This is a genomic window from Maribacter sp. PR1, assembly GCF_028464145.1.
Classification (GTDB): Bacteria; Bacteroidota; Bacteroidia; order Flavobacteriales; family Flavobacteriaceae; genus Maribacter.
Genome location: NZ_JAQPCG010000007.1, coordinates 123,655 through 137,759, shown reverse-complemented (window position 1 = coordinate 137,759; position 14,105 = coordinate 123,655). Strand labels below are relative to the sequence as shown.

Genomic DNA, 14,105 nt, shown 5'->3' with positions numbered 1-14,105 from the left:
GTCATGGGACGAGGAATTCACCTTCCCAATTTTCATCCTCCATGGAATAGGCTACCCGAATATGATTAGGCCTTTTTAACTTTAAGTATTCTATCCTAAAAGGTTCTATTTCAATCATACAAAAGAAATGATCTCCGGTTAAATATTCCAAATTATTGGGATTTTTAAGGGTGCTTCCCGGTGCGGTTTCGGTGGTATAATCCTTTTTATTGCTTTCTGGGATATCCTTCCACATGGTTTTAAGCTTGTTTTCATCCGTTACCACAGAAGCAAGCCCTTCAATTTTAACTTGTAAAAGTTTTTCAGGGTTATAGAACAAAAGACTAATGTTAGGATTCTCCATAATATGCATCACCTTTTTGGAGCGCTTGTCTGTATAAAAACAAAGGTGTCCATTATCAAACACATGTCTAAGGACAATGGTCCGTAACCGTGGTAATTTGTCCATTCCCACAGTTCCAAATGTCCCAAATCTAAAGGGGTGTCCTTTTTCTTTTACCCCCCTTTTTAGTTCTTCTTGAAGTTCATTCCAAAAATTGTCCATCATTTTATTTATAAAAATACAAAATCATGGTAGGGTATTATGAGAGATAGTTGTTATATATACAAATTGCTATGAAAAAGAAGATTTTGTTGATGAATCATTTTTAGGTTGGTTTTTGATTTTAATTAGTAAGCTCGGGGTGGTTCCCGAGCTTTTTTTATTGAAGTGTAAGGTTTTGGAAGTTTTTCGACAAATAAATTAGGAATGCAAAATGCTATGAAAAAGAAATTTTTCAGAATTGTATTCCGGTTAGGTTGGTTGAAAAAGCCCGGTTCTTGCCGGGCTTTTGTTTTTTAAAATTATAGTAAAAGTACATTTTGATAATAATGAATTAATTTGTAGGAATTGATTTATTCTGTTTACTTCCAGTTGTTTATTTAATTTTATATCAAGTAATAATTTAATTATCTTACTTTGTAGTCCAATCGCATGGTAATGGAAGCGGTTTTGTTTTTCGAAGCTGTATTATACGCACCACCCCAAGAATAATCCTCCCCGGAGTTTTGACCGGTAATTTGAAAAACTCCCATTTTGGCAGAAACCAAATCACCCAAATTACTACCTGAATTTTCAGCAATTTTTTCGGCGCGCAACCTTGCGTCTTCGGTCGCTTTGGAAATCATTTGGATTTTTAAATCGGCCAACTTAGTATAATAATATCTAGGTGGGTACGAGTTGAATTGTACCCCTTTGTTTAATAATTCTGTAATCTCCCTAGAAACACTTTCAATTAAGCTAACATTCTGAGATTCTATCTTAATAGTTTGTGTCAGCTGATAGCCTCTAAAAATACTACCCACATAATTTCCATTTTCGTATTTGTTATCCCGAAGTTCGGTTGTCTGCACACTATTAAAAATCAGCTGCTCCTCTTTAATTCCTTTAGAGGTTAGATATTCTTTAACGATGTTCTTGTCCTTGTTCAACTGATCAAATGCCGATTTAAGGACGGTGTTAGTATTGGAAAATTGACCTTCCCAAACAATTAGATCTGAAGTGAAATTTTCATTACCCAACCCGGTTACCGAAATGATCTGTGGAGGATTTGCCCGCTTTACGTATGCGTTGCCTAAAAAGAAGGCTGCAATTACAATAGCGGCACTAAATATAATAGCTGAAATATGTTTCAAAATAATTGTTTTTAATTTATGATAAATATACCAAAAGATAGTTTTCTAAAAATTTCAATTTGCTATTTTTGCCCATGCAAAATAATGTTCTGATATTAGATTTTGGTTCCCAATACACGCAACTCATCGCTCGAAGAGTTAGGGAACTGAATATTTTCTGTGAAATAAAACCATATAACAAGCTGCCAGATGATTTATCTGAATATAAGGCAGTCATACTTTCAGGTTCACCCCATTCTGTAAGGGCCGAGGACGCACCACATCCAGACCTTTCTGGAATAAAAGGAAAAAAGCCCTTGTTGGGTGTCTGCTACGGTGCTCAATACCTTGCCCATTTTAATGGGGGCAATGTAGAAAAATCAAATACCAGGGAATATGGAAGGGCCAAATTGGCCAAAATATACGAAGAGGACCCTTTTTTAAAAGATATTGGGATTGGCAGTCAGGTTTGGATGAGTCATGCTGATACCATTAAAAGTCTACCGGATAATTCTATTTTACTGTGCAGTACCCATGACGTTGAAAATGCGGCCTTCAAATTTAACGGTGAGGACACCTATGGAATACAATTTCACCCAGAGGTGTATCATTCTACCGATGGTAAACAAATCCTAGAAAATTTTTTAGTGAACATTGCCAAAGTAGAGCAAACTTGGACGCCAGCAGCATTTGTGGAAACCACGGTCGCTGGTCTAAAAGCAAAGATTGGCAATGAAAAGGTGATTTTGGGCCTCTCCGGAGGAGTGGATTCTTCCGTTGCCGCCGTGCTTTTGAACAAGGCCATAGGGAAAAATCTGCATTGCATCTTTGTAAATAATGGACTGCTTAGAAAAAACGAGTTCGAAGACGTGTTGCATCAGTACAAGGATATGGGATTAAATGTGAAGGGTGTTGATGCTTCGGCACGTTTTTTGGATGCCTTGGAAGGAGAAAGCGACCCTGAGTCCAAAAGAAAAACCATTGGTAGGGTTTTTATTGAGGTTTTCGATGATGAGTCCCACCTGGTTGATAATGCAAAATGGTTGGCACAAGGGACAATTTATCCAGACGTAATTGAATCGGTATCGGCTACTGGTGGTCCGTCTGCGACGATAAAAAGCCACCATAATGTAGGAGGTTTACCAGATTTTATGAAGCTTAAAGTTGTTGAACCCTTGAAGATGCTTTTTAAGGATGAGGTACGAAGAGTAGGTAAAAGTATGGGATTGGAACCTAACTTATTAGGAAGACACCCATTTCCTGGCCCAGGTTTGGCCATTAGAATTTTGGGAGATATAACCCGAGAAAAGGTGGCTATTTTACAAGAGGTAGACCATATCTTTATTAAGGGATTAAAGGATTGGGGTTTATATGATCAGGTTTGGCAGGCCGGAGCTATGCTTTTACCCGTAAATAGTGTAGGGGTCATGGGAGATGAGCGAACTTATGAAAAATGTGTTGCTTTAAGAGCGGTTGAAAGTACCGATGGTATGACCGCGGATTGGGTAAATTTACCCTACGAGTTTTTGCAAAAAACCTCGAACGATATAATTAATAAAGTGCCTGGTGTTAATAGGGTTGTTTATGATATTAGCTCTAAACCACCGGCGACCATAGAATGGGAGTAAGTATGAAAAATTTAGTTAAGATATTTCTAACGTTAAGTTTTAGTGTTTTTTTGGGGTGTAAGGCCTTAGGGCAAAAGTTTACGACACATTCCGTAAAGCAAAATGAAACATTATATAGCATTTCCAAAAGATATGGTGTTTCCCAGGATGAAATCTTAAAATACAATAAGGAGCTTAAGAAAGGTGAACCGCTAAGCATCAACACTATATTGGTTATTCCAAATGCCGGTGAAGTGTCGGCACTACCGGAACGAACTGAAACTACCAAACGAAATAACGAACCTGTTGATGGTGCCGTAGAGGAATTGGTCAATAGGATTATAAATGATTCGGTGGTAAAGCATGAACCCATTGGCTTTGTAAATCACAGGGTAGGTAAAAAAGAAACGTTGTATGGAATAGCCAAGGAATATGGCGTTACCGAGGAGGAAATAAAGAAATACAACAAGGAACTGTATTCCTCACAACTTAAAAGAAAAATGGTCATTAGGGTACCTAAATATAAAAAGGTGGATAATGACCAAAATACCATCGATGTAGGGGATTATGAGAAATATGTAGTGGCGCCAAAGGAAACTAGATGGAGTATTGCCCACAAATATGGCATCACCATCGATAGTATGTTAGTTTTAAACCCATCCCTCTCAAAAACTTCCAATTACCTACAAGTAGGTTATGAATTGCTGCTTCCGAAGATTGCCGGTACATCGGTAGATAACCAGGAAACACAATTGTATACTTCCTATACGGTACCTCCTAAAATGAATTTTTACAGGCTTGAAAAAGAGTTCGGGGTAAAATCCGATGAAGTAGTTCGTTTAAATCCGGAGATTACGGAACGTGGAGGGCTAAAGGAAGGTATGGTCATTCGTCTTCCAGAAACCAAGTTGAATCCAGGAGAAATAAATACGGAGAATTATATTTTCTATGAAGTAAAACCAAAGCAGAATGAGTTTCGACTCACAAGAAAATTTGGTATGAGTTGGGAGGAGTTGATACAACTAAACCCTGAGCTTAGAGCCGGACTTAAGGCTGGTATGGTTTTAAAGTTGCCGAAAAATCAAGCCGGTGATTTTGAGGTTAGAAACTCTTTAGTTCTGGATAAAATCAGTCTTTTAGATAGCATCAATGTGGACAACAAACCGAAGATAATGTTTCTTCTGCCGTTTAGGTTGGACAAGTTGGATTTAAATAATAGGGAAACTGTGGAATGGACCATTGAAAACAGAAATAGTCTTAAATACAGCCTTGGTCTATATTCAGGAGCATTGGTGGCGTTGGATTCCATAAAATCACTAGGAATTTCTGTAGATGTGAAGACTTTTGACAACCGTTTGGACCTTCAAAGAACAAAAGAAATACTACAACGAGAGAATTTAGGTTCTTATAATGCAATTTTTGGTCCGCTGGATATATTATCGCTAAAAGAGGCCTCTACACAGGCAGCAGGTTATAACCTGCCTGTAATTGCCCCGGTACCTGCCAAAAGTGATATTAGTTTGGGCAATGTTTTTTTCTCTTATACTGAAGAAGAAACGCTAAGGGAACATATGTTAAAATTTGTTACTGAAAAGCGTAAGGATGAAAATATAATCATCATTGCTGATGCGGAAAACATTGCGGTTAAGGATACTATTTTAAATAAGTTCCCAACGGCTAAGATTATCGAGGTAAAAGAAGAGGAAGAGAATATAGGCATCAATCGTGATAAGTTGGAACTTCAGTTATCAGAAGAATTGGGAAATTGGGTTTTTGTTGAATCGGATAATTTTAAATTGATTTCTAGTGTTGTCTCTATCTTAAACTCTTTCAATAATTCGGTTTTGGATATTGAGAATCCTGACGCCAATAAAGTGATGGTTCGAATGTTCACTACAGATAAGAACAATGCATTTGATAATGAGGTTATTTCTAGTACTCATTTATCTAATCTTCGGTTTACATATCCTTCAGTATATAGAGATGCACCTTCGGATTCTTTTGTTAAAAGATATAAAGCAAGATTTGGCGATATTCCGGATAAATTTGCCGTAAGAGGTTTTGACCTTACTTATGACCTGTTATTAAAACTAGCTTATAAGAACGATTTGTTGGAGGTTTCTAAGTATATCGGTGAAACTCAATATAGCGGCAGCAAGTTTGATTATGAAAAAGACATCTCATCAGGATATTATAACAAGGCATCCTATATCATAGGATATGATAATATGTTTATAAAAGAATTGGAATAGGATGACATCAGCAGTAATCTATAATGGGGGTTTAAGAACGGAATGTTTACACGTAAAATCGGGTGACTCTTTTGTCACGGATGCACCAACGGATAACAACGGCCTAGGCCAGGCATTTTCACCTACGGATACAGTAGCGACTGCCCTAGCAAGTTGTATGTTAACCATGATGGGAATAAAGGCCGATGGACTGAGTGTGGATTTGCAAAATTCCAAGGCAGAGGTGACCAAACATATGGCTGCTTCACCAAGAAGAATTTCGAAAGTTGAGGTTAGATTAAGTCTGCCTTCAAGTATCTCAGAAAAGGATAGAAAAATTTTAGAACATACCGCTAGAACCTGTCCTGTACTTTACAGTTTGCATCCAGATATTGAAAAGGAAATTTCATTCCATTGGGAACTTTAAAATTTATAGGTCCAATTTTTATCTTCTTTTTTCTTTTTAACGGGGATTTAAGAAGTCAAAAAGAAGTTCCTTGGTCCTCTGATTTTAAACTACAATGGGAGGATTTTAAAGGTGAAGTTCCAGTTAGAGCCATGGCGGCGGCAACTACGGCCAGTGGTATCAGTTATAGTTTTTCTTCACGAAGTGAATTTGGGGAGATGGTCTTAGATTTTGAAGTTCAGTCTTTTTTCTACCCTACAATATCATGGTTTAGACCAGAACTTTGTAATGATGTTACCTTACTTCACGAGCAACTTCATTTTGATATTTCTGAAGTATTTGCTAGAAAAATGGATAAGGAAATGTCCGAAACAAAATTCACCGAAAACATCAAACAGGAAGTAAGGGATATTTACAAACGAACTTTAAAGGAGCTGGATGACTTTCAAAGAAACTATGATAAAGAGACTGACTTCTCCCGTAATCTTGAGAAACAGAAACTTTGGCAAAAACAGATAGTTAGTTTGCTCAAATGAAAATCTAACACTTAATTCCCTGTACAGGCAGCACGAAGTTCGGCAATGGATTCTTTTGTGCTTTCTGACAAATACTCGGAGCAGCTATTTTCCAAATCATCTATGTCCGCTAGAATAGCCGTACAGCTTCTGTCTGGATTGGCTTCGTTGGTGTCCTCAAACTCTTGCACGAGATTGGCGCAAGTCAATGCTTCGGTAGTTTCGTCAAATGCATCCTTTACTTGTTTTACACAGCTGGAGCACACGAGCATTAAAAATAGCACATAGATGACATTATTTTTGTTCATATCTTTAAGGTTTGTTGATTTGTTAGGTTTATTAAAAACTGGATATTGAACGAAAAAAAAACCCTTTTCTTATGAAAAGGGCTTTTTTTGTGAATGATATCATACTTCTTAAACGTCACAAATAGTAACGCCTTGCTTCAACGCAGCAATTTTATCTTCCCAGCTAGGAACAAATTCCTGTGCCACATGTCCTGTGTATCCAGTATCCAAAATGGCTTTCATCACCGCAGGATAAAAAATCTCTTGTGTTTCATCGATTTCATGGCGTCCTGGATTACCTCCTGTGTGGTAATGACCATAATATTGATGGTAATCCTGAATGTTTCTTATGATATCCCCCTCCATTATTTGCATATGGTAAATATCATAGAGTAGTTTAAAGTTCTCCGAACCTATAGTTTCACAGAGTGATACTCCCCATTCAGAGGTATCGCACATATAGTCTTTATGGTTTACCTTACTATTTAAAAGTTCCATCTGAATGACCACTCCATGCTCTTCGGCAAGCGGTATAATTTCCTTTAAACCCTTGGCACAATTTCTTAGACCCACCATATCGTTCATTCCATCTCGATTTCCACTAAAACAAATCAAATTGGTATACCCACCCTCGGCAACTAAAGGTATAACACGTTTGTAGTCAGCTATCAATTCTTCATGATATTCAGGGTTGTTCCAGCCTTTTTCAATTCCAAGGCCAGCACCCCAACACATGGATGCGTGAATATTATATTTCTTAAGCAGGGGAAACTGTTCTGGGTCTACCAAATCAATAGCCCCGATATCCAGTTTGTTCAAATCCTGTAAAAATTCTTCAAAAGGGATGGATCCATAGCACCAGTAACATGCACTGTGGTTGATATTGTGTTTTAGTTTAAAAGGCTTTTCGGAATTATTTTTCCCCGTACTTGCTTTAGCAGTGGCCATGAAACCAACCGAAGCAGCTGCAGAAGTACCAATAAAGTCACGTCTTTTCATCTGTTTATTTCTTATAATGGTTTAAAAGTCAGATGTAATTAGCAATTAAAAATCCCGATATGTATATGGATTTGTAATAGTTTGTTTTACATTAATTGACAAAGTTGATTTCCTAAAGATAATTTTTTTAGATTTAAAAATGGAATTAAAACCTGATAACAGGAAATTAGTAGAACTGGCACATTATCGTATGCCTTTCGGTAAATACAAAGGAAGATATCTGGTAGATTTGCCAGAACCCTATTTGGTTTGGTTTCAACAAAAAGGATTTCCAGAGGGTAAGTTGGGCGATTTATTGCGATCGATGTTAGAAATCAAAACAAATAGTTTGGAAACCTTAATCCGTAATATTCAAAAACATTTTCCAAAGGAAACCCCTTGAATTCTATTCGCAATTTGTAACTTTGTGTCCCGTAACATAGAAATTTTAAAATGGCACAAACCAAATACATCTTCGTTACGGGAGGCGTTACTTCTTCACTTGGAAAAGGAATTATTGCCGCATCCTTGGCAAAATTGCTTCAATCAAGAGGATATAAGACAACCATACAAAAATTAGACCCTTACATTAACGTAGATCCAGGTACGCTAAATCCCTACGAACATGGCGAATGTTATGTTACCGATGATGGGGCGGAAACCGATTTGGACTTGGGCCATTATGAGCGTTTCTTAAATGTTAGGACTTCCCAAGCGAATAATGTTACAACAGGAAGAATTTATCAAAGTGTAATTGATAAAGAACGAAGAGGAGAGTTTTTAGGAAAAACGGTTCAAGTAGTTCCACATATTACCAATGAAATAAAGGAACGTGTTCAAGTTCTTGGTAATAGTGGTGATTATGACATCGTTATAACTGAAATTGGAGGTACTGTAGGTGATATTGAATCACTTCCTTATATTGAAGCTGTACGCCAATTGCTTTGGGAATTGGGCGATAACAACGCTATTGTTATTCATTTGACATTGGTGCCTTACCTTTCAGCGGCAGGTGAACTAAAGACAAAGCCTACTCAGCATTCTGTAAAGACTTTAATGGAAAGTGGAATAAAAGCCGATATCCTAGTCTGTAGGACAGAACATAAAATTTCTGATGAAATAAAGGATAAACTCGCACTTTTTTGTAATGTAAAAAGAGAGGCGGTCATTCAAAGTATAGATGCATCTACTATTTATGATGTACCTATTTTAATGCAGGAGGAAGGATTGGATACGGTTACACTTCAAAAATTAGCTTTACCGAATACCGTTGAACCGGACCTAACGAATTGGAAAGAGTTTTTGGAGCGGCATAAGAATCCTAAAAATGAAGTTACCATTGGGCTTGTAGGGAAATATGTAGAACTTCAAGATTCCTATAAATCAATTTTGGAAGCCTTCATACATGCCGGGGCACAAAATGAGGTAAAGGTAAATGTCAGATCTATACATTCAGAATATATTACGGGAGAAAACCTTGAAAGTAAGCTTAAAGGTTTGGATGGTATTTTGGTTGCTCCAGGTTTTGGTGAAAGAGGAATCGAAGGAAAAATAAAAGCTGTGAACTACGCCCGAACAAATAACATCCCGTTTTTGGGTATTTGTCTGGGAATGCAAATGGCAGTCATAGAGTTCGCAAGAAATGTATTGGGACTAAAAGAAGCGAGCTCCACGGAAATGAATGAGGATACTCCAAATCCTGTAATCAGTCTTATGGAGGAACAAAAAGCGATAACCGATAAAGGAGGTACTATGAGATTGGGTGCTTGGGACTGTGTACTTAAGGATGGAAGTTTGGTGCAAAAAGTATACCATGGGGAAAAGGAAATATCCGAAAGGCACAGGCACAGGTATGAATTTAATAACCTGTATAAAAAGGACTTAGAGTCCTCTGGGCTTTTGGCGACAGGTCTAAACACTAAAACCAATTTGGTAGAAATTGTGGAATTGAAAGATCACCCTTGGTTTATTGGAGTTCAGTATCACCCAGAATATAAAAGTACTGTGGCCAATCCGCATCCTTTGTTTGTCGGTTTTGTTAAAGCAGCTTTGGTACACAAAAAGTCACTAACTAATGCCAGTATGGCATAAACTACGTATTTGGGCATATATTTGCTCACTGAGAACCAAACAATTACCTTATTTATTAGATATTTTTAGATGGAAGAAAAGAAATTAGATGTAAAATCTATCATTGGTTTCGTATTGATATTTGGAATTTTGATCTTCATGTTTTATCAAAACAAACCAACTCCTGAGGAACTTGAGGCCCAAAAAGCGGAGCAGGAACAAATTGAGGCAGCGGCCGAGGCCCAAGATAAATCGGTCGACAACAAAATTGTGGAACAAACTCCTACAGTCGACTTAAACGATTCTACTGCAATTGCCGGGTATAAAAGCCAAATAGGTGCATTTGGATTTACTACTCCAAGAGACGCTACTACGATCTTGGAAAATGACGTATTATATTTGGAGATAAGTAACAAAGGCGGACAGGTTGTTGAGGCAAAAATGAAGAATTTTGTCACCTATGATTCAGTTCCCGTTTATTTGGTAAAGGATGGAAACTCCTCTTTTTCATTGGATTTTTCTACAACGGATAACAGGGTACTTAGTACGGATGACCTTTATTTTGAACCTTCGTTAACAAATTCGGGAGACAATCAAGTCCTCTCCATGAAGGCGAAAACTTCCAATAACCAATATTTGGAATATAGGTATGAGATGAAACCGAATGAGTATTTGATAGATTTTACGATTCGTACTCAAGGTTTGGATAGGATTATTAATGATAGTAAACCGGTTACGCTGGATTGGAAGTTAAAGGGAATTAGACATTCTAAAAGTATCGAGTATGAAAACAGATATACACGTTTGACCTACAACCATGAGGATGGAAAGTTAAGCAAACTTTCGGCTGGTGGCGATGACGAAGAGACAGAGGAAGATATTAAATGGATTTCCTACAGACAGCATTTTTTTAGTTCCATATTGGCTACCAATGAACCTTTTAAAAGTGGCGAACTTACATCCACGAATTTAGTAGAAGAAGAAAGCAGGACCTTTGGGTTTACTAAAAGCTATGGCTCAGTTTTACCGCTTGAGGTCAAAGGTGGGGAAATTACAAAAAATATGAATTTGTATTTTGGCCCAACCGACCTTGAAGTATTGTCCAAATACGAAGGATTGGATTTGGTGGAATCTATTCCATTTGGATGGGGAATTTTTGGCTGGATTAATAGATATATTTTCACACCGTTCTATTCCTTTTTAAGCACGTACTTTCCCTATGGTGTTGCAATTATCATCATGACTATATTGGTTAGATTGGCCATGTCACCGGTTACCTATAAGTCCTATTTGTCTCAGGCAAAAATGAAGGTCTTAAAACCAGAAATTACGGAATTGAGCGAAAAGTACAAGGACAATGCCATGAAAAAACAGCAAGAAACTATGAAGTTATATGGTAAGGCTGGGGTGAGTCCTATGAGTGGTTGTGTTCCGGCATTTTTACAAATGCCAATATTTTATGCCCTTTTTATGTTCTTCCCAACGTCTTTTGCATTACGTCAAAAGTCATTTTTATGGGCAGATGATTTATCTTCTTTTGATACTATTTACCAATTTCCGGAAGGATTTTCAATTCCATTTTATGGAGATCACGTAAGTCTTTTTCCTATTTTGGCTTCTGTGGCAATTTTCTTTTATATGACAATGACTACAGGTCAAAATATGCCCACACAGCCTGGTATGCCCAATATGAAATTTATAATGTACTTAATGCCATTTATGATGTTGTTCTTCTTTAACAACTATGCCAGTGGTTTAAGTTTGTATTATTTTGTATCGAATTTGATTACTATTGGAATCATGTTGGTCATTAAGAACTTTATACTTGATAATGATAAGATTCACGCGAGGATACAGGAGAACAAAAAGAAGCCTAAAAAAGAAAATAAGTTTCAGCGTAAAATGCGAGAAATGATGGAGCAGGCCGAAGCTCAAAAAAAGAAATAAGGATTCAAAACTAATATAATTGAAAAGCCTCTACAAAGTGTAGAGGCTTTTGCCATTGATTAAGGTATGGTTTGGTAAGATTTGGGGATGTAAATATGAAGTTTTAGTTTCCTAAAAAAAAAAAAGGGTTGTAAAGTAAGGTTATTTGTATGCTAAAGAATAATAAGCTGATGTTAGAATAGAATTAACCAGTTTGAATTAACTCAAATTAGATAGTTTAGCAATGATAATAAAACATACTTATATAATATTTTTAACTAAAAAAAGCCGCATGAAGCGGCTCTTTTAACTTTGGTAAAATTGGTTTAGTTATTGGTGTCTGGTATCATAACTTTATTTATGGCATGGATAACGCCGTTATTGGCTTGCACATCCACCGCAATAATTCCAATATCAGTATTACCTGACCCATCGGTTATTGTCACATTACTTTCAGAATCAATACTAAATGTAAGTGTGTCACCTTCTAAAGTCGCAGGTGAAACTAGGCCATCACTTAAATCACCAGAAACAATATTTGCTTCAGCAATAACATGGTGGTTAAGTACTGCGGTTAAAACATCTCCACTTGGAACTTCGGATAAAGCTGCAAAAGCATCGTTCACAGGGGCGAATACTGTAAAAGGTGCGGGTGCTTCACCAGAAGTACTTAATACGGAAACGAAATCTGGTTGACCTTCGCTAGTAAGCGCTCCTACTAAGGAACTAAAGTTAGGATCAGCGGTTGCGAAGGTAACTACCGTTGGTAAATCAATAACAGTATCCACGGCGTGTATTATTCCGTTCGTTGCTACAATATCTGCTGCTGCAACCGTACTTGTGCCATTTATCTGGACACCATCATCTACATTTATGTAAAGACTTAAGTTATCACCGTCCGCGTTGGTAGCTAAACTATTTACATACATGTTGGTCAAACTACCAGAATCTGCCGCTGTTCCTGAAATTACATGATTGGATAATATTGAATTCAAATCATTAGCATCTGGATTCATAAAACTTTCAAATGCCATATTTGAAGGTGCAAAAACAGTGAAATCTGTCTCAGGATCGGAAAGCAAGTCGGTAAAAGTTGTGTTACCATCTGTGGTAAGAGCTCCAACTAATGAAGATAAGTCTGGATTTGCTACTGCATGGTCGACTATATTTGGTAGACCAATGACCTCGTTAACAATATGTACTACACCATTGATAGCCTTGTTATCAGCAGAGGTTACTTCTGAAACTCCATTAATTACTACACCACTTTCGGTATTTATAAAAAGACTGAGGTTACTATCATTTGGACCAGCTGTTGATAATGAAGAAACATAACTTGTAGTCAGGTCTGTGGATAAATTTGTTCCACTCACAACATGATTTAATAGTACCTGAGTAAGAACTGGTACTGGAACCGCGTCCAAACTTGCAAAATTGTTCTCTTCTAAGAACGCCTCAAAAGCAGCGTTTGTTGGTGCAAATACGGTATATGGGCCTCCAGTTGCCAATACGTCAGGTAAATCCCCGTCGGCTGCCACTAAAGCATCCACTAAAATACTAAGGTCGGGAACTGATATTGCCAAGTCGGTAATGGAGCTTAACAGAACATCACTTAAAGCGTCCAAGGCAGCCTGAGGGATAAGCACTTTATCAATTATATGTACTACTCCATTTTCAGTTTGAACATCGGCAGTAGTTACAGAAGCCATTTCTCCAGCTGCGTCAATAAAGGAAACACCTCCTTCCAAACTTACGGTTAGGTTTTCCCCTTGAACTGTAGCAATTGTTTGACCTGCTGTCAGCTGATCAGAAGTGACAGCTGCACCAGAAACCACATGATAGGTTAGAATGGTCGCAAGCAAATCTTGTAATTGTTCGCTATTAAAATCGTCCAACGAATCAAATCCATCCAATCTATTTAATAGACTTGTAAATGCGTCATTTGATGGTGCCAAAACTGTAAAATCTACTTTTTCGTTGCTCAAAGTAGTAATCAAGTCATTGTTGGCACTTTCATCGGCTTTAGTCAATGCAGAAACTAAAGTACTTAACGAACCTGTTGCTTGTGCGGTTTCGACAATATTATCGTTGTCCATCATTTGGGGGCCTCCATCGTCGTCGTCGCTACATGAAACGACTAAGGCAACCATCAGGAGGAAAATGGTCGGCTTTAAAAATGTTTTAAAAGTTTCCATAGTATTTTGTTTAATTATTTATGAATAAACTTAAACAAATTATCATAATTGAAATTAAAGCTTTGTTAAAATTGATTTAGGCGTCAATCGAGTTTCGAGCATCTTTTTCTGTATAAATCCATTTAAATTCAGGGACTTTAGGTTTCTTTGTTTCAATAATCATTATTAAAAAATTTATCAAACTTTAACATAACTCTTTGATTTAAAATCACTTCATAAGATTGATTTCTGAATTTT

General features: G+C 37.1%; 12 protein-coding genes. 7 read left to right on the top strand and 5 right to left on the bottom strand.

Translation table 11 applies throughout. The features are described from left to right. Position 1: 1 nt before the first annotated feature. Together PP182_RS15110 and PP182_RS15105 are read right to left on the bottom strand one after the other, a co-directional pair. Positions 2–547 (bottom strand): pyridoxamine 5'-phosphate oxidase family protein, encoded by a 546-nt coding sequence (locus PP182_RS15110; RefSeq protein ID WP_272652107.1) that lies wholly within the window; start codon positions 545–547, stop codon positions 2–4. 401 nt (positions 548–948) lie between these two features. After that, on the bottom strand, positions 949–1,674 hold the full coding sequence (locus tag PP182_RS15105) for an SIMPL domain-containing protein (RefSeq protein WP_272652106.1): 726 nt from the start codon (positions 1,672–1,674) through the stop codon (positions 949–951). A 74-nt stretch (positions 1,675–1,748) separates the two neighbouring features. On the opposite strand from PP182_RS15105, the gene guaA reads away from it, so the two are divergent. The 4 genes from guaA to PP182_RS15085 are packed head-to-tail and all read left to right on the top strand — an operon-like array spanning position 1,749 to position 6,433. Then, the gene (gene guaA, locus PP182_RS15100) at positions 1,749–3,281 is read left to right on the top strand and encodes a glutamine-hydrolyzing GMP synthase (protein ID WP_272652105.1); all 1,533 of its coding nucleotides are present in this window, start codon (positions 1,749–1,751) and stop codon (positions 3,279–3,281) included. Positions 3,282–3,283: 2 nt separating this feature from the next. Continuing rightward, the gene (locus PP182_RS15095) at positions 3,284–5,512 is read left to right on the top strand and encodes a LysM peptidoglycan-binding domain-containing protein (protein WP_272652104.1); all 2,229 of its coding nucleotides are present in this window, start codon (positions 3,284–3,286) and stop codon (positions 5,510–5,512) included. 1 nt (position 5,513) lies between these two features. After that, positions 5,514–5,918 carry an OsmC family protein gene (locus PP182_RS15090; RefSeq protein ID WP_272652103.1) on the top strand — a complete coding sequence of 135 codons (405 nt, stop codon included), beginning with the start codon at positions 5,514–5,516 and terminating at the stop codon, positions 5,916–5,918. Then, positions 5,906–6,433 carry a DUF922 domain-containing protein gene (locus PP182_RS15085; RefSeq protein ID WP_272652102.1) on the top strand — a complete coding sequence of 176 codons (528 nt, stop codon included), beginning with the start codon at positions 5,906–5,908 and terminating at the stop codon, positions 6,431–6,433. Before PP182_RS15090 ends, PP182_RS15085 begins: the two co-directional genes overlap by 13 nt. An 11-nt stretch (positions 6,434–6,444) precedes the next feature. On the opposite strand, the gene PP182_RS15080 is transcribed toward PP182_RS15085, so the two are convergent. Together PP182_RS15080 and PP182_RS15075 are read right to left on the bottom strand one after the other, a co-directional pair. Continuing rightward, the gene (locus PP182_RS15080; protein ID WP_272652101.1) at positions 6,445–6,720 is read right to left on the bottom strand and encodes a hypothetical protein; all 276 of its coding nucleotides are present in this window, start codon (positions 6,718–6,720) and stop codon (positions 6,445–6,447) included. Between the two features lie 108 nt (positions 6,721–6,828). Further along, positions 6,829–7,698, bottom strand: coding sequence for a hydroxypyruvate isomerase family protein (locus tag PP182_RS15075; protein ID WP_272652100.1), 870 nt, complete (start codon positions 7,696–7,698; stop codon positions 6,829–6,831). A 139-nt stretch (positions 7,699–7,837) separates the two neighbouring features. Here PP182_RS15075 and PP182_RS15070 point away from each other — a divergent pair, with 139 nt between their 5' ends. The 3 genes from PP182_RS15070 to yidC all read left to right on the top strand — a co-directional run bounded on the left by PP182_RS15070 (position 7,838) and on the right by yidC (position 11,694). After that, a complete protein-coding gene (locus PP182_RS15070; RefSeq protein ID WP_272652099.1) occupies positions 7,838–8,080 on the top strand; it encodes a DUF3820 family protein in 243 nt (80 codons plus the stop codon). Between the two features lie 50 nt (positions 8,081–8,130). After that, complete coding sequence (locus PP182_RS15065; RefSeq protein WP_272652098.1) at positions 8,131–9,768, top strand: CTP synthase; 1,638 nt, start codon at positions 8,131–8,133, stop codon at positions 9,766–9,768. Positions 9,769–9,837: 69 nt separating this feature from the next. Then, entirely contained in the window at positions 9,838–11,694 is a 1,857-nt protein-coding gene (gene yidC / locus PP182_RS15060; protein WP_272652097.1) for a membrane protein insertase YidC, read from the top strand. Positions 11,695–11,999: 305 nt separating this feature from the next. On the opposite strand, the gene PP182_RS15055 is transcribed toward yidC, so the two are convergent. Further along, complete coding sequence (locus PP182_RS15055; protein WP_272652096.1) at positions 12,000–13,868, bottom strand: fasciclin domain-containing protein; 1,869 nt, start codon at positions 13,866–13,868, stop codon at positions 12,000–12,002. Between the last annotated feature and the right edge of the window lie 237 nt (positions 13,869–14,105).

Excerpts from the sequence above, each read along its gene's own strand:
- PP182_RS15110 (WP_272652107.1), bottom strand. The coding sequence starts at position 547 with ATGATGGACAATTTTTGGAATGAACTTCAAGAAGAACTAAAAAGGGGG.
- guaA (WP_272652105.1), top strand. The coding sequence starts at position 1,749 with ATGCAAAATAATGTTCTGATATTAGATTTTGGTTCCCAATACACGCAA.
- PP182_RS15095 (WP_272652104.1), top strand. The coding sequence starts at position 3,284 with ATGAAAAATTTAGTTAAGATATTTCTAACGTTAAGTTTTAGTGTTTTT.
- PP182_RS15090 (WP_272652103.1), top strand. The coding sequence starts at position 5,514 with ATGACATCAGCAGTAATCTATAATGGGGGTTTAAGAACGGAATGTTTA.
- PP182_RS15080 (WP_272652101.1), bottom strand. The coding sequence starts at position 6,720 with ATGAACAAAAATAATGTCATCTATGTGCTATTTTTAATGCTCGTGTGC.
- PP182_RS15075 (WP_272652100.1), bottom strand. The coding sequence starts at position 7,698 with ATGAAAAGACGTGACTTTATTGGTACTTCTGCAGCTGCTTCGGTTGGT.
- PP182_RS15070 (WP_272652099.1), top strand. The coding sequence starts at position 7,838 with ATGGAATTAAAACCTGATAACAGGAAATTAGTAGAACTGGCACATTAT.
- PP182_RS15065 (WP_272652098.1), top strand. The coding sequence starts at position 8,131 with ATGGCACAAACCAAATACATCTTCGTTACGGGAGGCGTTACTTCTTCA.
- yidC (WP_272652097.1), top strand. The coding sequence starts at position 9,838 with ATGGAAGAAAAGAAATTAGATGTAAAATCTATCATTGGTTTCGTATTG.
- PP182_RS15055 (WP_272652096.1), bottom strand. The coding sequence starts at position 13,868 with ATGGAAACTTTTAAAACATTTTTAAAGCCGACCATTTTCCTCCTGATG.